General features: G+C 47.2%; 18 protein-coding genes and 1 pseudogene. 5 read left to right on the plus strand and 14 right to left on the minus strand.

Annotated elements, in window-relative coordinates; genetic code table 11:
* Nucleotides 1-1,690 (plus strand): penicillin-binding transpeptidase domain-containing protein (locus A1D16_RS15775; protein ID WP_290711225.1); only part of this gene is annotated, 1,690 nt, incomplete at its 5' end.
* A 5-nt stretch (nt 1,691-1,695) separates the two neighbouring features.
* Here A1D16_RS15775 and A1D16_RS15780 read toward each other — a convergent pair.
* The 13 genes from A1D16_RS15780 to A1D16_RS15840 form a co-directional block, all read right to left on the minus strand.
* Nucleotides 1,696-2,322 (minus strand): hypothetical protein, encoded by a 627-nt coding sequence (locus tag A1D16_RS15780; protein WP_290711227.1) that lies wholly within the window; start codon nt 2,320-2,322, stop codon nt 1,696-1,698.
* A gap of 65 nt (nt 2,323-2,387) precedes the next feature.
* The gene (gene uxaC, locus A1D16_RS15785; RefSeq protein WP_290711229.1) at nt 2,388-3,809 is read right to left on the minus strand and encodes a glucuronate isomerase; all 1,422 of its coding nucleotides are present in this window, start codon (nt 3,807-3,809) and stop codon (nt 2,388-2,390) included.
* Nucleotides 3,810-3,812: 3 nt separating this feature from the next.
* On the minus strand, nt 3,813-5,009 hold the full coding sequence (gene uxuA / locus A1D16_RS15790) for a mannonate dehydratase (protein ID WP_290711231.1): 1,197 nt from the start codon (nt 5,007-5,009) through the stop codon (nt 3,813-3,815).
* An 8-nt stretch (nt 5,010-5,017) separates the two neighbouring features.
* The gene (locus tag A1D16_RS15795; protein WP_290711233.1) at nt 5,018-5,839 is read right to left on the minus strand and encodes an SDR family oxidoreductase; all 822 of its coding nucleotides are present in this window, start codon (nt 5,837-5,839) and stop codon (nt 5,018-5,020) included.
* Between the two features lie 6 nt (nt 5,840-5,845).
* The gene (locus tag A1D16_RS15800; protein ID WP_290711235.1) at nt 5,846-7,201 is read right to left on the minus strand and encodes a DUF1080 domain-containing protein; all 1,356 of its coding nucleotides are present in this window, start codon (nt 7,199-7,201) and stop codon (nt 5,846-5,848) included.
* A gap of 17 nt (nt 7,202-7,218) precedes the next feature.
* Nucleotides 7,219-8,541 carry a Gfo/Idh/MocA family oxidoreductase gene (locus A1D16_RS15805; protein ID WP_290711237.1) on the minus strand — a complete coding sequence of 441 codons (1,323 nt, stop codon included), beginning with the start codon at nt 8,539-8,541 and terminating at the stop codon, nt 7,219-7,221.
* A gap of 96 nt (nt 8,542-8,637) precedes the next feature.
* Nucleotides 8,638-9,654 (minus strand): LacI family DNA-binding transcriptional regulator, encoded by a 1,017-nt coding sequence (locus A1D16_RS15810; protein WP_290711239.1) that lies wholly within the window; start codon nt 9,652-9,654, stop codon nt 8,638-8,640.
* Nucleotides 9,655-9,656: 2 nt separating this feature from the next.
* Nucleotides 9,657-10,883: an MFS transporter gene (locus tag A1D16_RS15815; RefSeq protein WP_290711241.1), complete on the minus strand. Its 1,227-nt coding sequence runs from the start codon at nt 10,881-10,883 to the stop codon at nt 9,657-9,659.
* Between the two features lie 42 nt (nt 10,884-10,925).
* Nucleotides 10,926-11,855, minus strand: coding sequence for an ABC transporter ATP-binding protein (locus A1D16_RS15820; RefSeq protein WP_290711243.1), 930 nt, complete (start codon nt 11,853-11,855; stop codon nt 10,926-10,928).
* Nucleotides 11,806-12,996 (minus strand): MFS transporter, encoded by a 1,191-nt coding sequence (locus tag A1D16_RS15825; protein ID WP_290711245.1) that lies wholly within the window; start codon nt 12,994-12,996, stop codon nt 11,806-11,808. Before A1D16_RS15825 ends, A1D16_RS15820 begins: the two co-directional genes overlap by 50 nt.
* Nucleotides 12,993-13,292, minus strand: coding sequence for a hypothetical protein (locus A1D16_RS15830; RefSeq protein ID WP_290711247.1), 300 nt, complete (start codon nt 13,290-13,292; stop codon nt 12,993-12,995). Before A1D16_RS15830 ends, A1D16_RS15825 begins: the two co-directional genes overlap by 4 nt.
* 6 nt (nt 13,293-13,298) lie before the next feature.
* A complete protein-coding gene (locus A1D16_RS15835) occupies nt 13,299-13,733 on the minus strand; it encodes a response regulator (protein ID WP_290711248.1) in 435 nt (144 codons plus the stop codon).
* Nucleotides 13,734-13,761: 28 nt separating this feature from the next.
* Nucleotides 13,762-17,958 (minus strand): PAS domain S-box protein, encoded by a 4,197-nt coding sequence (locus A1D16_RS15840; protein WP_290711249.1) that lies wholly within the window; start codon nt 17,956-17,958, stop codon nt 13,762-13,764.
* A 130-nt stretch (nt 17,959-18,088) separates the two neighbouring features.
* Here A1D16_RS15840 and A1D16_RS15845 point away from each other — a divergent pair, with 130 nt between their 5' ends.
* A complete protein-coding gene (locus tag A1D16_RS15845; RefSeq protein ID WP_290711250.1) occupies nt 18,089-18,298 on the plus strand; it encodes a hypothetical protein in 210 nt (69 codons plus the stop codon).
* On the opposite strand, the gene A1D16_RS15850 is transcribed toward A1D16_RS15845, so the two are convergent.
* Nucleotides 18,281-18,982 (minus strand): arylesterase, encoded by a 702-nt coding sequence (locus A1D16_RS15850; RefSeq protein ID WP_290711253.1) that lies wholly within the window; start codon nt 18,980-18,982, stop codon nt 18,281-18,283. The two genes, A1D16_RS15845 and A1D16_RS15850, sit on opposite strands and share 18 nt — an antisense overlap.
* A gap of 21 nt (nt 18,983-19,003) precedes the next feature.
* On the opposite strand from A1D16_RS15850, the gene A1D16_RS15855 reads away from it, so the two are divergent.
* From A1D16_RS15855 to A1D16_RS21740, 3 genes and pseudogenes are all read left to right on the plus strand, one after another.
* The gene (locus tag A1D16_RS15855; RefSeq protein ID WP_290711255.1) at nt 19,004-19,714 is read left to right on the plus strand and encodes an ABC transporter ATP-binding protein; all 711 of its coding nucleotides are present in this window, start codon (nt 19,004-19,006) and stop codon (nt 19,712-19,714) included.
* Nucleotides 19,711-22,242, plus strand: a complete 2,532-nt coding sequence (locus tag A1D16_RS15860; RefSeq protein ID WP_290711257.1) for an FtsX-like permease family protein — start codon at nt 19,711-19,713, stop codon at nt 22,240-22,242. The genes A1D16_RS15855 and A1D16_RS15860 overlap by 4 nt, the downstream gene beginning before the upstream one ends.
* A 37-nt stretch (nt 22,243-22,279) precedes the next feature.
* A pseudogene (locus A1D16_RS21740) lies at nt 22,280-22,440 on the plus strand (glutamate 5-kinase); the annotation flags it as partial.

A 22,440-nucleotide genomic window follows, 5' to 3' on the forward strand; every position in this document is an offset into this window, starting at 1 on the left:
CAAGCACAACGACCGCATACTCCTTGAACGGAACAAATGGCTGGAACGATTTCGTTCCACAGGAATTTTTAGTGAAGAAGCCATCCGCGATGCCCTGGAAGAACCCCTGGATGCTTATCGTCATCCGGCACCGCAACTGGTTCCTCATCTTTCCTATAAACTCAAAAAAAACGGGGCGCCTTCTTACCAAACCTATATCGACCTGAATACCCAGTTAAAAGTGGAAAAACTGGTAGCCGATTATATACGTCCTTTACGTTACCAGCGCATTCAGCAGGCAGCGGTTATTGTTATAGATACTAAAACGGGGCAGGTTATCAGTTACCTGGGCTCGGCCGATTTCAGGGATCCTACAGACGGCGGCCAGGTAAACGGCGCAGCCGCGGTACGGCAACCCGGCAGCACGTTGAAACCCCTGGTATACGGATTGGCTATTGATGCCTGCATATTAACCCCGAAGACCATACTCACTGATGTAGCCACCAATTACGAAGGGTATGCACCGGAAAATTTTGACCGGCAGTTCAATGGACCCGTCAGCATGGAGTATGCCCTGGATCATTCCCTGAATATTCCTGCAGTTAAAACCCTGGCGAAACTGGGAAAGGACCAGCTCATTACCAGCTTATCCGGCATTGGTTTTGAACAGGTCAGGAAAGACAAAAAAAAACTGGGACTTTCCATGGTATTGGGTGGCTGTGGTACGAGCCTCGAAGAGCTTACGGGTTTATTCAGCAGCTTTGCCCGGCAGGGAATTTATCGCCCACCACTGTATTACCAGGCCGACAGCAGTACCGTTTCCAAAACAGTATTATCCCCTGCCGCTTCCTTCATGATCAACCAGGTATTATCTAAAGTAAACCGGCCAGATTTTCCACTGAGCTGGCAGAGCACCGAAAAATTGCCCAAAATTGCCTGGAAAACCGGCACATCCTATGGACGAAGGGATGCCTGGAGCATTGGCTATAACCAGCGCTATACCATTGGCGTTTGGGTAGGGAATTTTTCAGGGGAAGGGGCGGCTTCCTTAAGCGGTGCCGAAACAGCAACACCCCTGCTTTTCCGCTTATTCAACTCAATTGATTACAACCCCGAACAAGACTGGTTTTCGCAACCGGCCAGCTGCGCTATACGGAAAGTGTGCGCAACGAGCGGACTGCCACCGGGCGACTATTGCGAATCATTGCTGACCGATTATTTTATTCCATTGGTTTCTACCGGGCAAACCTGCGAACACAGCCGGGAAATTGCAGTGCGTGCAGATGGAAAATATACCTATTGTATGCAATGCCTGCCTGCTGCCGGCTACAAGAAAGAGCGTTTTCCCCTGCTAGACCCAACCCTGCTGCGATGGATGGATGAACGGAAAATCAGCTATAAAAAAATCCCTGCGCACAATCCTGACTGTGAGCAGGTTTTCCGGGAAGGAGCCCCGGCTATTCTTTCACCCCGCCATGGCACAGATTACCTGATGGAACGCACCCATCCAGAACCATTACTCCTGCAATGCCAGGCTGCACCGGATGTACTGCGGGTGCACTGGTACATCAATGATCGTTATTACAAATCAGCCGGTGCAAAAGAGCGGGTATTTTTTCAACCAGAGCCGGGGCCCGTTAAAATTTCCTGTACAGATGATAAAGGAAGGAATCGGGATATTACTATTCAGGTGCAATATTTTGGCCAATAGGCCGGTTAAAACCGTCCGAATTTAAAGGTGATATTGGCAGCTACTCCGCTCAGGTCACTATCTGTTAAGCCCTTGCTGTCTGATCCGAATGCCCGGCGGTAGGAAACTCCCGGACTAAACCGCATCCAATTGGTTAGATTTAGTTCTACCTGGGCGCCAGGTTCCATTACAAAAAAGAAATTGGGATTCTGCCCATCATACTCGTCCCAATGATCATAATCGCGGCGATCGTATTGCAGAATAAATCCTGCGCCCGTTACCAGGTTAACAGCAAAATGCACTTTTTTGGTGGAGCCTACCACGTATTCCGTCATCAGGCCGAACTGTCCATATTGATAGGTCATTTTTTCACCATCCCAAATCCTGTTGCCTGCAGGAACGTTCAATCGATTGGTGGTTGCCGCGCCAGCTACCCCAAGCAGGAAAGATCGGTTGATATACCATCCGCCATATATTTCATTGATATTGGCGAACGTTCCGTTGATCCGGGTAAATTTATTTGAAAGGGCACCATAGCCCCCGGATTTACGAATTCCTGCTCCTTTAAAAATGGTTTGATTCTGTTGCGCACGCAGTTCCACGCTTCCCAGGGTAAGCAGCAGCAGTGCTGCCAGCATTGATTTGATTGTCATATTTCATCGTATTTGCAGATCCGACAACCAGTGATCTGCTTACCCCTATGCGTCGTCAAAAAAAATCAGGGAAAATTAAAATAGTTCTTTGCATTCGTATAACAGATGGCCGTTATGATCTCTCCCATCCAGGAAAAATCCATCGGAAGAAGTCCTTTTTCCATGTCAGTGCCCACCAGGTTGCAGAGTATCCGCCGAAAATAATCGTGTCGGGAATAGGAAAGAAAACTGCGGCTATCTGTTGTCATCCCGATAAAAGCACTAAGAATACCTATCGTTGATAGTGCATTCAGCTGCTTTTCCATACCGTCTTTCTGATCAAGAAACCACCAGCCCGATCCAAACTGGATTTTGCCTACACAACTGCCATCATTAAAATTACCGGCCATACTGGCGAACACTTCATTCAAAGCCGGGTTCAGGTTGTATAAAATGGTTTTACTGAGCTCATCGGTTTTATCCAGTTCATTCAGGAATCGGGCAAGCCGCATTGCCTGCTGGTCATCTCCAATTGAATCTACACCTATATCTGCACCGAGTTGGGTAAGCAGCCGGTGGTTCAGGTTCCTGATGGCCCCTACATGAAACTGTTGTACCCAACCATATTTTTTATACTGGCGGCAGAGGTGCAGTACTATACATCCAGATAAAGCGTCGGGATATTGTACCTGGTAGTTTTTGGTACTTACCAGCAAACGGAATTCCTGCTCTACCTGTTTCCTATCGCGCTGTTGCTGCAGATCAGGTAACTGAACAATACCCAGGTCTGCCACGCGGCAGCCATGTTCGTGAAAATACCGTATACGATCATCGAGGGCGTTGAGCAGATCATCCAACTGTTTAATGGACCGGCCTGTAACAGCTTCCAGTTTTTGCAGGTAAGCAAGCCAGGCACCCTGGTGGGTTACATTGAGAACAGGATCGGGCCGGAAACTGGGTAACATTCGGAAGCCGGCATTCTGGCGGGCAAAATTTTGATGAGGCAGGAGCGTATCACAGGGGTCGTCTGTGGTTCCTACGATTTCTACTTTTCGCTGGCGGATCAGGGCCTGGGTACTGAATGCTGCTGTTTGCAGCAGGCTATTACAGGTTTCATAAATAGCCGCACCCGAGGTTTCATCCAGTAATTGATGTATACCAAAGGGGTTGGCTAATTCCATCGCCGTCCAGTGAAAAAGTGGATTGCGGACTGTTTTAGGAACCTGTTTTGCCCAGGCCATAAATTTATCGTGATCGGAGGCTGCGCCGGTGATCAATGCTTCCGGAACACCCAATGCGCGCATAGCCCGCCATTTATAATGATCGCCTTTTAGCCAGATCTGGGTAAGGTTTTCGAATTTTTTATTACCGGCAATTTCATCCGGGGGCAGATGACAATGGTAGTCAATGATTGGTTGGTCCTTCGCATATTCCTCGTACAAACGGCGAGCCGCTTCATTTTGCAAAATAAAATCCGCTGCCGGCCATTGCTTTACCTGCTTCTCCATGGCTTATTTTTCTTTACGCATTGATTGAATACCCAGCTCCAGTCCTCTTAATTCTGCCAGCCCTCTTAAGCGGCCGATAGCCGAATAACCCGGGTTGGTTTTTTTGGTAAGATCATCCAGCATCTGGTGCCCATGATCGGGCCGCATAGGGATGCTTCTTTTTTCCCTGTATTGCAGGTCTACAATTTCTTTCATAATAGCAGCCATATCTGCATTCCCCTCGAGGTGATTGTCTTCAAAAAAATCGCCCCATTCATTTCTTCGGGTATTCCGGAGATGGAAAAAGCCTATCCTGTTGCCGAATTGTTGTACCATGGCCGCCAGGTTATTATCTTCCCGCACGCCAAAAGAACCGGTACAAAAGCAAAGTCCATTGGAGGGTGACGGAACCTCAGAAAACAGGTAATCCAGGTCATTGGCTGTACTTACTACCCTGGGTAATCCGAAAATCGGAAAGGGCGGATCATCGGGGTGAATTACAAGTTGAACCCCCGCCTCTTCCGCAACCGGGCAAACGGCTTTAAGAAAAGCTACCAGGTTTTGTTGCAGTTGCTCCCGTCCCAGGTTTTTATACGGCCACATAGCCTGCCGAAATTGTTCAATGGAAAAACTGGCTTCACTGCCGGGCAACCCAGCTATAATGGTGCGTTCTAGTTTGTACTTAGCGGCATCATCCATAGCGGCATAAAGCGCTTTAGCCCGTTCAATCGCGTCTGCTGTATAGTCAGCCGCCGCTCCGTCTCGCTGTAACATATACAGATCAAATGCAACCAGTGCTGCCTGTTCAAAGCGCAGGGCTTTACTGCCGTCCGCAAGTTGGTATTCCAGATCGGTACGGGTCCAATCCAGTACCGGCATAAAATTATAGGTAATGATTTTAATACCGGCAGCCCCAAGATTCCGTACAGACTCCTGGTAATGGCGGATATAGGTATCGAACTGACCGGTACGAGTTTTGATAGCCTCATGTACCGGCACACTTTCCACCACATCCCAGGTTAACCCGGCAGCTTCAATGGTATGCAGGCGTTCTGCGATAGCATCTTTCGTCCAAACAGCACCGTTGGCAATATGATGTAATGCCGTTACCACCCCGGTACATCCTGCCTGTTGCAGTGCGGAGAGTGAAACAGGATCCTGTTCACCAAACCAACGCATAGTAGGCACCAGGCTGTACTCATTAAAATAAGGAACTTTCATTGCTTGTATTATACACCACTAAAAATAGAAAAACCTCCGTCAATTACTACTTGAGAACCGGTTACAAACCGGGATGCATCACTTAACAACCAAATCAGGGCACCGGTTAATTCCTCGGGTTTACCGAAACGTTTGAACGGTGTGTTGTTGATAATGGCCTGTCCGCGGGCAGATAGGGTACCATCCGGGTGCCATACCAGTTTTCGGTTTTGTTCGGTCAGGAAAAAGCCGGGGGTAAGCGCATTCATCCGAATCCGATCGCCGTAGCGGTTTGCCAGTTCTACGGCAAACCATTCATTGTAACAATCGACCGCTGCTTTACCCAGGTTATACCCCAGCACTTTTGTTACGGCCTGCTTTGAATTCATAGAAGAAATATTTACAATGCTGGCAGTATCATTCATGGCCAGTGCAGGACCAAAAACCTGTGTAGGCAATATCGTGCCCCAGAGGTTAATATCCATAACGGTCTTCATTCCTTCCAGGTTCATCCGGAAAAGATCTTGCTCGTGCTGCAAAATACCTATTGGCATATTGCCACCAGCCCCGTTCACCAGGCCGTCGATCTTTCCGAATTCCTTCAGCATAAGATCTTTTGCCCTATTCAACTCTTCTTCTTTCATAACATCGGCTACCAGCGGAATAGCTTTACCACCGGCCGCCTTAATTTTTTCAGCCCTTTCTTCTGCCACTACAGCAGTACGGCCCAATATACCAACAGCGGCACCTGCCTCCGCAATAGCTTCTACAAAAGCGCCTCCTAAAACACCGGTTGCACCAGTTACTACTACCACTTTACCTTCGAGCGAAAACATCTTTTCTACCGACATACTACTTTATAATTTTCTTATTTTGATGGATCGAAAATCTACCGCATCGCCATGATCCTGTAACAGGATACGTCCTTTTTCAGCCATCCCGAAATTTTTCCAATTAGCATATTTACTTCGCGCCACCAGGGCATAAAAAACAGGTGTACCCCGTTGGTATTCCACTACTTTATACCCATTCAAAAAATGTTCGATCCTGTTATCGGGGTAAACCCGTATAATGCCTTTATTCCACTCACCTGGCTTACGACGGCTCTGGCTCATTTTAAGAGAGGGGATCAGGTCGTACAAAGAGGCCATGGTTCGGTTGCCTACAGCACCCATTTTAGCATCCGGATGCGCATCATCGTCCAGTATCTGGTATTCCAGGCCAATGGCTGAACCCGCACTTTGTTCCTGTTCAGTTACAAAATATTTAACCCCGCTATTGGCGCCCGGCGTAATTCTGAATTCAAACTGCAATTCAAAGGAACCAAACAGATCTTCCGTAACAATATCACCACCATTGGTAGATTCTCCCCCGTCGCTTTTCAGCACACTTAAAACGCCCTCTTTTATCTGCCATCCTTTTTCGGGGAATGTATTTTTGTGTGCGCCTCGCCATCCTTTTGTATCCACCCCATTCCATAATAACTGCACACCCTGCAGTTGCTCACTGGGCGAAAGGGTATTGGGTTGCAGGTTTACCACAAAAATCGGCGCTGCTTTTTTGGGTTGCAGGTTGGTGGTCTGTATGCGGATATTACGCCATTTGATTTGTTTGCCGGGCTGTTCATCCTTCCCTATCGAATGTACCTGTAAAGCAATAAATCCGCTCGTAAGCATGCTGTCCTCCAGGTGGGCTGCAGGAATTCCGTTTACAAACGTGCGTACCGATTTACCCATACACTCGATCCGGTACTTATTCCATTGATTGTTTTTAAATGCGGGTTTAGCAGCTTCATTATACTCGAGCGAATACAACCAAAGCCTTCGCCCTTCGTCATAAATGCCACCACTCCAGGCCCGTTTGGACGGGTCTATTTCCATCTGGTAGCCATGTACTTTACCATTCAGATAGTCGGCTTTTGATTCACTTCTGAACTGGATTCCGGAATTCATGGAAGGGTCTACCATAAATTCTAATTCAAGTATAAAATCGGTGTAATTCTTTTCGGTTGCCAGAAAGGAATTGGGTTCATTGGAAACCGTTGTACCAACAATGGCTCCATCTTTTACCACATAAGAAGCCTTTCCATTTAGTTGTTTCCAGCCTTTCAGATCACGGCCATTAAACAAGGAAACCCACTGCTCTTTTCCTTGTTGAGCAAAAAGATTGGTAGCCAGTAAACCCAGGGCAACTACAAAAATAAAATAGCGCATAATAATGGTGTTAATCGTTATAATTTCATTTCCCAGCCCTTTGCATATTCCCGTTTCCAGAAACGGGCAGCTTCCTTGTTATTCAAAATATGTCCGTTGGCCGGATTACAATGCAAAACTGTTCCGGTTCTCCAGGAAATATTTCCCAACTGCGCCAGCAAAGTACTTTTATGTCCTTCCTGTATGGGTGAACTAAGTTTTCTTTGTCCGCGAATGGCATCAATAAAATTTTGCAGGTGCAGGGTGTCCAGTTTTTCACCCATACCCATGGTATTGGTCGCATTTACCTGTTGAATTTCAGTATCTACTTTTTTAACCAGTTTATTATCAAGGTCAAAGATTTTGTAATCATCGCCACCGGGAATAACCATGGTTCCTTTTTCGCCATAAAACACCACTCCCCTGCCGCTGCCTTCTACCGGGTGCGGATTACAGCTGCGGCTTTCCCATAACATGGCGGTATTATTAGCAAATTCCATGGTAATGGTTTGCGTATCCGGCGTTTCCCAATCGTCCTGGAACGCATAGCGCCCGCCGGCTGAAACAACTTTTACCGGGTAATCAACGCCCAGTCCCCATCGCATTACATCTATTTCATGGGTGCCATTGTTCAAGGCTTCACCCGTTCCCCAGTTCCAGAACCAGTGCCAATTATAATGAATAAGGTTATCCTGGTAGGCTTTTCTTGGCGCTGGTCCCTGCCAGAGTTCATAATCCAGGTGTGATGGTACGGCAGCTGGTTTGCCTTTACCGATAGATTTTCTGTTAGCTGCATACCAGCCCTTGGCGAAATACACCCTTCCGATGGCATCGTTTTTTAACTCGTCCATCGCCTGCATTACCTTAGGAAAGGATCGGCGCTGGTTGCCCATCTGAATCAATTTTCCATATTTTGCCTGGGCAGCCACCAATATTTCTCCTTCTGCAGGGTTGTGCGAGCAGGGTTTTTCAACATAAACATGCTTACCGGCCTGTACCGCCATGAGCGTAGCCGGTGCATGCCAATGATCGGGTGTGGCAATGCAAACTGCGTCCAGGTCCTTTTCCTCTAACAGCTTTCGAACATCCCGATACCCTTTGGGGCGTTTACCGGTTTGTTTTTCAATTTCAGCAATTGTTTTATTGAGCACCTGTTCATCCACATCACAGATATAACCCAGTTCTACACCTTCCAGGGCGGCAAATAATTTAGCCAGATAAAAACCTCGGCTATTGGTGCCTACTACGGCTACAACTACGCGGGAACTTGCAGAACCGGCGGCTTTTAAGAAAGATGGTGCAAGCAGTATACCGGCACCTGCAACTACTGATTGTCGCAAAAAATGTCTTCGGTCAAGCATTTTTCATTTTTTGTATGGTAAGAAAATTCGCAGCTTTAAAGGTGCGTTTTCCACCAATCCCCAGCAAGTTTACTTATGCAAACGTTTACGCGGATTTTAGCCTTTGCTTGCCCGAAGAGATGCCGCCAGGCGGATACAGGATGGCAGGATACGTTTACGTTCGGCAGGATAAATTTTTTTCTTTTTAATAACCTTGAACAGCAATTCTGCTGCCTCTTTGCCAATTTCAAACGCAGGCTGCACAATAGCGGTAAGGGAAGGATGTAAAAAAGGAACTGCACTTAGATTGGTAAAACTGATCAATTGATAATCTTTCGGAATCTGGAAATTCTCCTGGCTACCTAATTCATATAAAAGCAGGGCCATCGATTCTGCAGCGCCTAAAAATCCATCCGGATGGTGTTCTTTAAAAAAAGCGTGGAGCCGGGGCAGGTCCTGCGCTGGTTTACCGCTGCCCGCAAATAGCAGGGGTATTGCGCCCGGATCAAACTGTTCAACGGCCCGTTGATAACCCGCCTGCCGGGTACGGGTTATGAAAAGATCCGGGTCCAGCCCCAAAAAGGCCGGCTTTTTTGCGCCCCGCTGGTATAAAAGACTGGTGGCTTCATAACTGATGGCTTCATTATTAGTACAAACATGGGGCACTTCCACTTCTTCTACCAGCCTGTCAAAAAAAACCATGGGAAACCCTGCCTGAGACAACCGGTTTAGATGCGCATATCCGTTTTTGTTATGCGTTACGGAAATCAACAGGCCATCGGCCCGTCCATTTCCAAGTAGGTGTGCAAAAGCTTCTTCTTTTTTCGGGTCTTCATGTGTAAGATAGATCAACACATGGTAATCGTATTCCCTGGCTACTGATTCTATTCCACTGATCACCTGCGAAAAAAAATGATTTTCTACTTCCGGTACCATTACGGCAATGGTTTTACTGGAACCGGCTCTCAGGCCGCTGGCATTTACATTGGGTTGATAACCCAGTTCCAGGGCTGCCTGTTTTACTTTTTCCCGGGTTGCCTGGGAAATTTCATGGCTGTCTTTCAGCGCCCTGGAAACAGTGGCAATGGATAATCCGAGTTGTTCGGCAATAGTTTTGATAGTAACCGGCTGCATACTTAATCCTCCAGAAAATCAAGGTCACGTCCATGTGTTTCGGAAATGGTCAGGATTGAAGTAATGCCGATTAAAAAACAAAGCAATCCCACCAGGGCGCCTGCCTGGATTACGGTAAATCCTTCCTTGAAATAGGCGTATAAGGTGGTCATACCCACCACGGTTCCGCGTACCATATTAGGAATTGTTGTAGCCGCTGTTGCGCGCAGGTTTGTACCAAACTGTTCTGCACCAATGGTCACAAACATGGCCCAATAACCGATACCAAATCCCATTAAAAGGCTTATCGCATACAAACCTGTTGCTGTTTTAATACCAGCAAACAAATAAACCAGGCTGCCCGCCAGCGTAAACAGCATCATATAGAATACCGCTTTTTTCCTGGATTCCAGTTTATGACTTAAAATACCACTGGAAAGATCTCCGATCGATAAGCCAACATAACACCACATAATCGACAAACCGGGTTGAATAGGTGTATCAATACCCAGGGCTTTTCCAAATTCGTTACTGAAGGTAGCCAGGATGCCGATCACAAACCAGGTAGGTAAGCCCATACCAATACATTTCAGGTACCGGATAAGCCGGTCTTTATTAGTAAACAGCGAGAAAAAATTCCCTTTCTGAATATGACGGTGTTCTTTTAAGGCGGCAAATACACCCGATTCAAATACACCCACCCGCATCAGTAAAAGGGCAATTCCCATTCCACCGCCAATGAAATAAGCCGTTCTCCAGTTAAACAATTCAACGGTAAAATAAGCTGCTACTGCACCCAGCAAACCAACGCCTGCCACCAGTGAAGTTCCCAATGCACGCAGGTGTTTTGGCAATACTTCCGCTACCAGTGTAATACCTGCTCCCAACTCACCGGCCAGGCCTATTCCTGCAATGAAACGGAGTATTTTATAGGTATTCGGATCCTGTACAAATCCGCAGGCGATATTGGCCAGTGAATAGGTTAAGATGGAGCCGAATAAAACCGAGAGCCGCCCCTTTTTATCACCCAGCACGCCCCATAAAATACCGCCAATTAATAAACCGGTCATCTGCCAGTTTAAAATAGACGCGCCTACTGAAGAAAGCGCCGCATCATCAAGCCCCATACTTTTCAAACTGGGAATACGAACTATACCAAAGAGGAGCAGATCATAGATATCCACAAAATAACCCAAGGCGGCAACAATAACAGGTATGCTAAATAAGTGCTGGACGTTTGTTTTGGTCATATGGCTCAAGTGGCTGCAGTTGATTAAAGTGCTAAATATAATTTATCTGCGTTGAATGCCAACCTGCTTTCCGGGGGGAAGACTTTCCGTATGAAAGAGTTTCAGCACCGCTCCATCCTTCAATTCTACCTGCAAGAGATAGCCAAACCCGATGAACTCCGTCGATTGTACTAATCCGGTTAACGGGGTGCCGGCTACATCCACCACTTGCAGGGAAGCTGGTCTGATCAGTTCCCCCGCTAAAGAGGAGTAAGGCCCCAGTAAACCGGCACAATAAACATCAGCCGGACTGAAATACAATTCTGAAGGGGTACCTTGCTGTACGCTTTTCCCCTCTTTCAAAAGCAGTAATTCATCGGCCCAGGATAAGAGATCGGCAGGATCGTGTGAAACCAGTACCCAGGTTATCTGCATGGAATTTCCAAGGTCTCGCATTACTTCCTTCATCGTGTGTTTATGCAGGGTATCGAGGTTGGAGAAGGGTTCGTCCAGCAGAAATACCGTAGGTGCCCCTACCAGCAGGCGGGCCATGGCTATACGCTGTCTTTCACCGCCGGATAACTGGTCAGTTTTACGTTTCAGTAAATGATCTACCTGGCATATCCGATAAATTTCTGCTGCTTGCCCGGGGCTTATCTTTTCTGCATAGGAAAGCACTTCTTCTACCCGGTAATTGTTACGCAATTCGAAATGTTGCGACAGGTAAGCAATGGAAGGATGGCCAGGAACCAGTTTTTCCCAGGGTTCTGCTACCCGTTTGCCCTTCCACCAAACAGTGCCACCGGATAGGTTTTGTAAGCCTGCCATGGCTTTGAGCAGGGTTGACTTGCCCGATCCGGTTTCACCTGCTATGGCTAGCCGGTGCCCTGCCTGCAGTGTTAAGCTGATCGGGTGAAGAACGGTTTGATCCCCATTAGCAACGCTAATTTCCTTTAGTTCCAGAATCGGCTCTTTCATTTTTTCTTCTCCCATACATATAAACAATCGCAATTAGGGTAATAGCAGCTGCACTGTAAAATAGCCAGGGTATCCTTGCAAGATGATCCTGGTAAATGGTTCCTGCAACCAATGCACCCAGCCCGATGCCTGCTTCCAGTGCAATATACATGGTTGCCATGGCTTTACCTCTGCGTTCCTTATCGCTCATATCTACGGTCCAGGCATTTATTGCCGGTGAAAGTATACCGGTTGCAATGCCATAACAAACTGCACCGGCCAGCAGTCCGCTGGTTGTTTGCCACCAGGCCATTACGAGCAGGGATATTACCAGCATAATCAATCCGCCCCGGATAACTGTTTCGCGGCCTTTTCTGTCGGATAATTTTCCGGCAATAAACCGTACCACCAGGGAAGCCAGTGTAAAGACCATGAAAAAAACACCTTTGTTTTTTATTCCTATATGGTCGCCCCAATCGGGCACCAGGGTTAAAATAGCTCCATAAGAAAGATAGGAAAGCAGGGTAACAAAGGCAGCAGGAAATACTTTCCATTCAATAATATCCTGCCGGCCTACTTTCAGGTGTTGTACCTGAAACCGTTGTTTATCCGGCAGGGTTTCTTTCATGTTGTATAAAATAAGGATCGAAAGCAGGGCAAGAAAAGACGAAGCATAAAATAGTACCTGAATAGAATACGACTGTACAATGGCGCTTCCGATAGCCGGACCAATAGCCATACCCGTACTAAAACAGAGCCCATGAATTCCCATGGCCTCTCCCCAACGGGTAACCGGAACCAGGTCTGCTACATATGCAGCAGTGGCGGTTGGTTTAAAGCCGGTTGAAAATCCATGCACCAAACGAAGCAGCAGGAACCCTGCTACCGAGGTAAGAACAGGATACAAAAAACCACATACAAAACAAACCAGTGAGCCTACGGCCATTACAGGAATTCTTCCGATTGAATCGGTTAGCTTACCACTAAAAGGTCTTGAAATACCTGCCGTAAGTGTAAACAGGGCAATAATCAGCCCTTTGTACTGCGCCCCGCCCAGGCTCGATAAATAGGCAGGCAATTCCGGAATCAGCATGTTGAAACTGGCAGAAAAAAACAAGGAACTCAGGCATACCAGGGCAAAAGGCCAGTTATAAATCGGGTGAGCAGCGGTTTTCATACGGAGAAGCGTTTCACCAACAGACTCCACTCTTCCTGAAGGCTACAGGAAGGCATCTGTTCGCCTGCTTTTCGATACCAATAGTCGGCATTCCACTGGTCGCCTTCCACCCGGTGCAGGTATGCGTGTAATAAAGCTGCCTTTTTATCAGGAAGATCCTGGATTAATTCATGCGCTTTTTCCCAGTTCCCCTGCCCTTCCTGCCATAAGGCCTGCTGGTACACCGTTAATCCGGCCGGCATGCTCTTCTGCTCCAAACTGGTTAAAAATTGTTCTTCCGATATACTGTTACCCATGGTCCGTTAATTGGATTTGACCGGCAATTGTACAATATTTATCCAAAACGATTCAATCGATTTTATAACGGTGATGAACTTATTGAAATCTACCGGCTTGGTAATATAACAATTCGCATGCTCGGCATAGGTATCGTTGATGTCTTTTTCGGAGGCAGACGACGTAAGAATAACAACTGGAATTACTTTAAACCGCTCGTGGTTTTTGATATAGGCGAGCACTTCTTTGCCATCAATTTTTGGCAGGTTGATGTCCAACAGAATCATATCAGGTTCTGTAACGTTGGCAAAGCGCCCCTGCTTATTAAGGTAATGGATTGCTTCCTCCCCATCATTAACCACCTGTACGGTGTTTACCAGGCGAATACTTTCAAATGCCTCCAGCGTCAGCACAACATCGCCTTCGTTGTCCTCAACAAGCAAAATTTGGATGGGTATCATTGGGGGGGGGAATGAATTTACCTTTAAGTTACTTCACAATTGTGAAATAAAAGCAGCTTCCTTTTCCGGGTTCCGATTCCACCCAGATCTTTCCGCCTAGTTTTTCTACAATACGTTTACAGATTGACAGGCCAATACCTGTTCCGGAAAAGGCTTTCTGCTGATGCAGGCGCTGGAAAACAAGAAAGATCTTATCGGCATACCGCATATCCAAACCGATTCCGTTATCCTTCACAAAGAAGGTCCAGGTATCGCCGGAATCTTCCAGCCCTATTTCCACCAGGGGATCAGCTTCGCTCCGGTATTTCAGCGCATTCCCCAAAAGGTTTTGCATCAATTGCAGCAACTGGGTATAATTTGCCTTTCCTATAATTGGCAACCGTTCTGTAACAATAACCGCATTGGTTTCATCAATTTTGGTTTTTAAAAGAATCTGCACATCGCGCATTACCAGGTTCATATCCACGGCTACCGCATCCACCAGAGGGGTTCCTACCCGGGCATAATCCAACAGCCCATGTATCAACTCTTTCATCCTGGCCGCGCCATCTACTGCAAATTCAATATAGGTATGGGCTTTGGCATCCAACTGCCCCTGGTATCGTTGTTTCAATAATTGCAGGAAGCTGGAAACCATACGTAGGGGCTCCTGTAAATCGTGCGATGCAATAAATGCAAAACGTTCCAGGTCAGCATTGGAGGCAGCCAGTTCTTCGGCATTCTGCAATAGTTCCTGGTTCAGTTCTTCCAGTTTCCGGTAGGCTTTTTTAAGCTCGGAAATATCTTTGGCAAAACAGGCCCCGCCAACAATTTCGTCCTTTTCATTCCTGATGGGTGTTACGGACACCATAAAGTACTGGTCCTCTCCTGCTTCCTCGCTGTAATAAACCAATTCGGTGGTGAAGCCATTTCCTTCCAGCCCTTTTTTATAAATCGGGGCCCATTGGTCTTTTACATGTGGGGGCAAATTTTCTGCCAGTACCGGGCTGCCTTCTTCGATATACTCCTGTGCAAGATCCCGGTAAGTTTGTAAGAATGCTGCATTTCCGATAATCAGGTTAAGGTCTGCATCATAGGACCAGATCATATCGCCTGTATTATTGATCAGGGCATCCAGGTTCTGTTTTACCCGTATTATTTCATTCAGGTACAATTTCCTGTGTGTAATATCCTGCGTTGCGCCAATCATACGAACCGCTTTCCCTTGCTCATCGCGTATTATATATCCTTTATCCTGCACAATGGCCATGGTACCATCTGCTTTTTTAAACCGGTATTCATCTTCCCAATAGGCAGCAGTAGGGGTTTCCAAAAAAATCGCCCTTCGGTCTAATACACCCTGTAAATCTTCCGGGTGAACCCTGTTCAGCCAGAATTGATCGTCGGCACAGGCAGCTGCACTGTCGTAGCCGAACAAGGTTTCCAGCCCATTGCCGGTTCTTTTCACTTCATTGGTGGCAATATTCCAGTCCCAAATAGCATCATTGGTTGCACGGGCTACCAGGTTATACCGCTCATTGGCTTCCAGCAGGGAGGCCATGTATTTTTTGCGTTCAGAAATATCCATATGTACCCCGTACACCGCTTCCACGTTTCCATCCTCATCTAAGATGGGGCCTGCACTCAGGTACATATCTGCAATGCGGCCATCTTTTGTATAAATCTGGATTTCACCAGTATAATAAGACCCCTGCGCAACGGTTTCAAACATATCCCTCGCTTTCTGTTCATCTACATGGGTAATAGCCGGCGTTTCCATCAGGCTCACTTCTTCCTCTGTATAACCCAGCATCTGCTGCATGGCCTGGTTCATATAACTCTGCCGGGTAACCGGGTTATATATTGCAAATCCGTCTCGTGAACTATCCATTACTTTTTTGAACTGCGCCAGGTTCCGCTCTGCCTCTTTAAGTTCCGAGATGTCTTTCCCGTAAGCAAAAACAACCCCGTCTTCATAAAACAATTCTGACGTGCTCCAGGTGAGCCATTTCCATTGCCCGTCGGCTGTTTTAAACCTGAACTCATACGACTCTACCAACAAGCCAGCAAACGCATTTTCCATGGTGGTTAACGCCGTATAGGTATCCTCCGGATGAATAAAGGAAAGGATTGGATTGGATAACATATAGTCTTCACTGAACCCGAACAGGTCAATAAAAGCCGGGTTGATTTTTCTGAAAAACCCGTTGGCGCTGATAATGCAAAGCGGATCGGGACAATGGGTAAAGAATAAACTAAGCTCCAGTTCTCTTTTCTTGGTTTGGATATCGATTCCGATTTTGGCACCCAGGAAGGCACAGAAATCGAGCAATTGATCATCCGCCACTTTCCTGGTATCAAAATAAAACTGCAGGAGAGAGATATTTTTACCCTGGTACGGAATCGGGATTAGCAGAGAAGCAGGATACCGTTCGGAATTGCGTTCAACTACCAGGGCCGGTTGCAGGTTTTTCCAGTGATCAGCCAATGGATGCCTCGACAAATACACTTCGTTGGCCGTATCAAGGGGCTTATTTGAAGCCTGCATAGCCGATTGCCAGGAGGCAGACCGAAGTAATTTAACCTGTCCTTCATTCAATGTCCAGGCATGGGCGGCGGCTGCTTCCAGGTAATTTCCAAGTAACCCCAATACCTGTTCCAGGGCTTCCCTGATATCTTCACTCAACAGTATTTTTTCGGTTATACCTGCCGTTAAGCGATCTTCCAGCTGTTTTTTATGCAAGGCCGTTACATCGCGCGAAATTCCAACCAGGCCGGCTACCATACCTGCCTGGTTGTATAAAGGAACTTTGGTAGTTAACACATACCGGATACTGCTATCGGGCAAAAGGATTTTTTCCTCCTGGTTATAACTGGGCAAACCCGTCTTCAATACCAGGTTATCATCAGCCGTCAGCGAGGATGATTTTTCCGGTCCCAGAATTTCTTCGATGCTTTGGTGCAGAAGTTGCTCCTCCGTTTCCTTACCAAATAATTGCACCTGGGCTTTATTGCAGATGGTATATTTTCCTTCGTTGTCAATGGCAAAAACGTAATCCGGAATATTATCGATAATAGCCCGCATGCGGTTACGTTCTTCTTTCAGCGCCCGTTCTGCTTCTTTAATGGAACTGATATCCTGTAAGGCGCCAATCATGCGAATGGCTTTCCCCTGCTCATCGCGGATCATAAATCCCTTATCCAGCACATAGGCATAGTGATTGGAAGTTTTCAGAAACCGGTATTCACTGAACCAGGTATACAGGGTCGGATCTGCCAGGCATTGGTTCAGGTGGGTCATCACTTCCTGCCTGTCTTCCGGATGGATAAGGCTTTCCCACCGGGCGGGATCCACGGAATTCTCTTCCAGTTCATAGCCAAACAGGCTAGTAAAGCCATTTCCCCAATAAAGTGTATCCTGTAAAATATCCCAATCCCAGATGGCATCAGAGGTGGCTTTATTCACCAGTCTGAGCCGTTCACTGGAAATCCATTCTGCTTCGGTTCGTTTTTTTTCTTCTGTGATGTCTCTGAAATTATCCACCACTCCCTGTATCACCGGGTCGTGCAGCATGTTTTTAATGGTGGCTTCGATCCAGCGCCATTCCCCGCTTTTATGCAATATCCTGGCTTCCTGGCCCCGCATTGGCAGGCCGGGATTGGCAAGCATTTCCATCCAAACAGCCTGCACCTTTGGTTGGTCCTGATCATGCAACAGGGCAAACAGGTTCAACCCCAAACTTTCTTCTTCTGTGTAACCCAGGATATGTGCAATATTGGGAGAAACATAGGTAGCGGTGCCGGATGCATCGAGTATAGCCACTGCATCCATTCCGTTTTCTACCAGGGTTCTGAATTTTCTTTCTCTTTTTTGTTCCGCTTCTACCAGGGAGCTCTGGTTTTTGAACAGTAACAGGAAAAATGCAGGATCCTCCAGCTGAATAAGTTCCATGGCGCCATAAAAAAGGGCGGTTCCCTTTTCAAACTGACAGGCGGCGCTGTGCAAAATAGCCACCTCGCTGCTTACCTGCGCCAGCAATGTGCTAAACTGTTGCAACCATACCGGATTTAATACCTGCTCCAGCCTGTCTCCCAGTTGGGGGGCGGTTTTATCGAAAAATATAGAAGCGGGGTTGGAAATCAGCTGAATACAGTGCTGCTGGTCAATCACAACATAATCGTGCGGTAAATGACGGAATAAAGCCGTTTGAACCTGGGTCAGTAAAGGGGGTGAAGAAGCACTCAAAGTGAATGGTTAATGAAATTCCGCAGAAAACTATGAATTCCTGAACGATTCACCTGTAGAAATTTCTCGAAAATTCAACGGCACAATAAAATAATAGCTTTGGGGTTATAATAGGTGTAAAAATCCGTATATGAAAAGTTTCCGTACCCTGCTGATTGCAGCAATCCGGCATGTATTCCTCGTATGGGGAATTGCCCTGGCCTGCATTACTTATTTTTCCGCTAAACCACCCGAAGTGCGTACCGGCTGGTATTTTGCCGCCGCCTGCCTGCTTTTAATGCACACTGTATTGCATGTAAAAAGAACCCAGTTACAAACCCGGCTAGCCGCCGGCTCCTAATAAGGGCTGGATATAAGACCAGATTGCGTTGGCCACCATTTGGTGGCCTTCTGCTGTTGGATGAATGCCGTCCGCCAGGTTCAACCGGGGCTCACCAGCCACCCCTTCCAATAAAAACGGAATCAATACCGCCTTGTTATTTTTAGCAAGTTCCGGGTAAATGGCCTGAAAGTCACGGGCATACGCCGGCCCCATATTGGGTGGCACCATCATGCCCGCTATTACCAGCTTTACCGCCGGATTAGCTTTTTTTACCTTATCCAATATCCCCTGCAGGTTTTTCTTTGTTTCAGCCACCGGAATTCCTCTTAACCCGTCATTGGCACCCAATTCCAATACAAATACATCGGGTTCCTGTTGCAGTATCCAATCTATGCGGGTAAGTCCGCCAGCCGAAGTTTCTCCACTAAGGCCGGCATTAATTACTTCCACCTGCAGTGCCAGCGAATCAATTTTTGCCTGGGTTCTTGCTGGAAAGGCCTCTTCCGGATCCAATCCATAACCCGCTGTTAAGCTATTACCAAAAAAGACCAGTTTTTTACGGGCTGCCGGCGCGCTGTTGGTTTCAGCTACTTCTTTTTTCTGTGAGGGCTCGGTCGCCTGTCCGCAACCCATCCATCCTGTAACCACCACCATTAATCCCAGCAAACTCAACCTTGCCATCAATCCCTTGTTATGTGCCATATAAAACAGTTACTTTACCAAATGAGTTCTACCATCACCCCCATACTGGAACTGGTTCAGTTATCCAAAACCTACCAGTCTGCCAGTAAGCCGCTTCAGGTGCTACAAGATATTAGTTTTTCTGTTCAACCCGGCGAAACGGTTTCCATTGTTGGCCCATCTGGTAGTGGAAAAACGACTTTACTGGGATTATGCGCCGGCCTTGACCGCGCTTCCAGCGGATATGTTGCGCTGAATGGGATCCAATTACAGAACCAGTCGGAAGATGCGTTGGCTAAAATCCGCAACGAAACTATTGGTTTTGTTTTTCAGAATTTTCAATTGCTACCCACGCTTACAGCTATCGAAAATGTGATGGTTCCGCTCGAATTGAAAAAAGGGAAAAATATCCGGCAGCGTGCATTGGAACTGCTTGACCAGGTTGGGCTGGCAGACCGCTGGCACCATTATCCTTCGCAACTATCGGGTGGTGAACAGCAGCGGGTTTCCATTGCAAGAGCTTTTGCCAACCAGCCAAAAATTCTGTTTGCCGATGAACCTACCGGCAACCTGGATGCGGAAACCTCCGAAAAAATAGAGGCCCTGCTTTTTAACCTTAACCGCGCAGCCGCCACCACCCTGGTAATGGTAACCCATGATCTTGAGCTGGCTGGCCGTACCAATAGAATTATCAAATTAAAAGGCGGCCGCTTAATTGCCGATGAAACCAAAAAGGAGGAACTGATACCATGAACAGTCAATGGATCCTGAAAATGGCCTGGCGCGATAGCCGCCGGAACAGTTCCAGGCTTTTTCTTTTTATCTCTTCCATTATCCTGGGTATTGCAGCATTGGTTGCCATTTATGGATTAGGATATACCCTTGAGCGCGATATTGACCTGCAGGCAAAAACCCTGGTGGGTGCCGACCTGGCAATAGATGCCAACCAGCCACCCGACCCTGTTGTGCAACAAATGCTGGACTCCATTGCCGGTTTTTCAGAGCAGGCTGTGGAAAACAATTTTGCCTCCATGATCTATTTTACCCGCACGGGTGGTACCCGGTTAGCACAAGTGCGGGCCGTTAGCGGGGGATTCCCTTTTTACGGAACGCTGGACACCCGCCCGGCCAATGCATTCAGGGCATTCCGGCAACAAGAAGGTGCCCTGGTGGAACGAACCCTTTTATTACAGTTTAATGCACAGGTAGGCGACTCCATCCGGGTAGGCGAAAAAACCTACCGGGTGCTGGGTGAAATTCTTCAGTCGCCCGGAAAAACCGGGTTCTCAGCAGCCGTAGCACCTGCAGTCTGGATCCCGAAAGCATCCCTGGAAGCAACCGGCCTCTTACAAAAAGGCAGCCGCATCAACTACCTTTATTACTATAAGTTCAATACTCCTTCTCTCGTTACTGAAGTAGTTCCTAAAATAGAACCCAGGTTGCAGGATGCCGGGTGGGAGGTTGAAACCGTAGCCAGCCGGAAAGAAAGTACAGGACGCTCCTTTCGCGACCTCAATGAGTTTTTACAACTGGTAAGTTTTGTTGCCTTGCTTTTGGGTTGTATTGGGGTAGCCAGTGCCGTTCATATTTATGTGCGGGAAAAAATAAGAGCAATTGCTATCCTCAAATGCCTGGGTGCTACCAATCGCCAGGCATTCCTGATTTACCTGGTGCAGATGCTGGCCATCGGCCTTCTGGGAAGTATGCTGGGCGCCCTTCTCGGAACAGGCATCCAGTTTCTTCTGCCGGGGGTATTAAAAGATTTTCTTCCCATAGAACTTCATATGCAGGTTTCCTGGAAAGCAATTGCACAGGGACTGCTGGTAGGAATGCTGGTTTCCCTTCTTTTTGCACTCTGGCCTTTACTGGCTGTTCGAAAAGTTTCTCCCCTACATACACTGCGGGTAACCGAACAAAAAAACCGCTGGTGGCAAGACCCCTATCGATTGTTGGTTGGCCTGGCAATCATAGCCTTTATTTTCGGCTTCAGCTGGCTACAAACCGGTACTGTTCAGGCTGCCACAGGCTTTACCATTGGTGTATTCCTGTCTTTTTTACTACTCAGCGGGGCAGCCTGGCTCCTGATCTATCTGATCCGCAGGTTTTTCCCCAACCAGCTTGCCTATGTATGGCGGCAGGGTTTTGCCAACCTGTTCCGACCCAATAACCAAACCGTAATACTGGTAGTAGCTATTGGGCTAGGCACCAGCTTTATCTGTCTGCTGTTTTATATCCAGGGACTTTTAACCGGAAAACTGCAAAGGGCCGGAAGTGAAAATCAGCCGAACCTGGTGGTATTTGATATCCAGCCTGCCCAAAAAGACGCGCTTCACCAATTAACAGCCAACTATAAACTGCCCATTATCCAGGATGTGCCCATTATTACCATGCGCTTGTCTTCTATAAGGGGTTATACAGCTGCCGACCTGAAAGCAGATACCACCCTGGATATTCCCCGGAGAGCCTTTGACGGGGAGATCAGGGCAACCTACCGCGACACCCTTACCGAAGCAGAAACCCTGGTAAAAGGCATATTGCAGGATTCTGTTACCGATTTTAACGATATCAGGATCTCTATCGAGGAAGGCTATGCGAAACGATTAAATGTAGAACCAGGCGATGAACTGGTCTTTAATGTTCAAGGGGCGCCTATCAAAACCAAAATAGGCAGTATACGTTCGGTCGACTGGAACCGGGTGCAAACCAATTTCAGGGTAATTTTTCCGAAAGGAGTGCTGGAAAAAGCACCCAAGTTCCACGTTTTGGTTACCCGGGTTCCTTCTGCAGAATTTTCCGCAAAATACCAGCGTGCCCTGGTGGAAAAATTTCCCACGGTATCCGTTATCGACCTCAACCTTATTTTGAAGACAGTGGACGATATCCTGGATAAAATAGGTTTTGTTATTCAATTCATAGGTGGCTTCAGTATTGTAACTGGTATAATGGTATTGATAGCGTCTATTCTTATCAGTAAGTACCAGCGGATGCAGGAAACTGTTTTATTAAGAACCCTCGGCGCAACCAGCAGGCAGGTTTTTGCCATTACTGCACTGGAGTATTTTTTCCTCGGATCACTGGCCGCCCTTACCGGCATTGGCCTTGCCTTGATCGGGGGTGCCCTTTTAGCCAATTTCAGTTTCGACACAAGCTTTCACCCTCCCCTGCTGGCTACCCTGCTGATCTTTTTATCCATCACCGGGCTAACCGTACTGATCGGTTTGTTCAATAGCCGTGCCGTTCTGAAAGCGCCACCGCTTTCGATTTTGAATAGTGGAACATAGCGGCCTGCTTTGTAGTATCTTGCAGAAAAATCGGGGGATGTCGAAGGAAGTACTTGTCATAAAATTAGGAACAGCTGTAATCAGCAAGGCAGATGGAACCATCGATACGGCTATTATAAAAAAAGTGGCGGCAGAAATTGCCGCCCTGAGCAAACGTTATCATATTGTACTGGTATCAAGCGGTGCAGTAGGAAGCGG

It is taken from the genome of Flavihumibacter sp. CACIAM 22H1 (assembly GCF_001601815.1).
Taxonomy (GTDB): Bacteria; Bacteroidota; Bacteroidia; order Chitinophagales; family Chitinophagaceae; genus Flavihumibacter.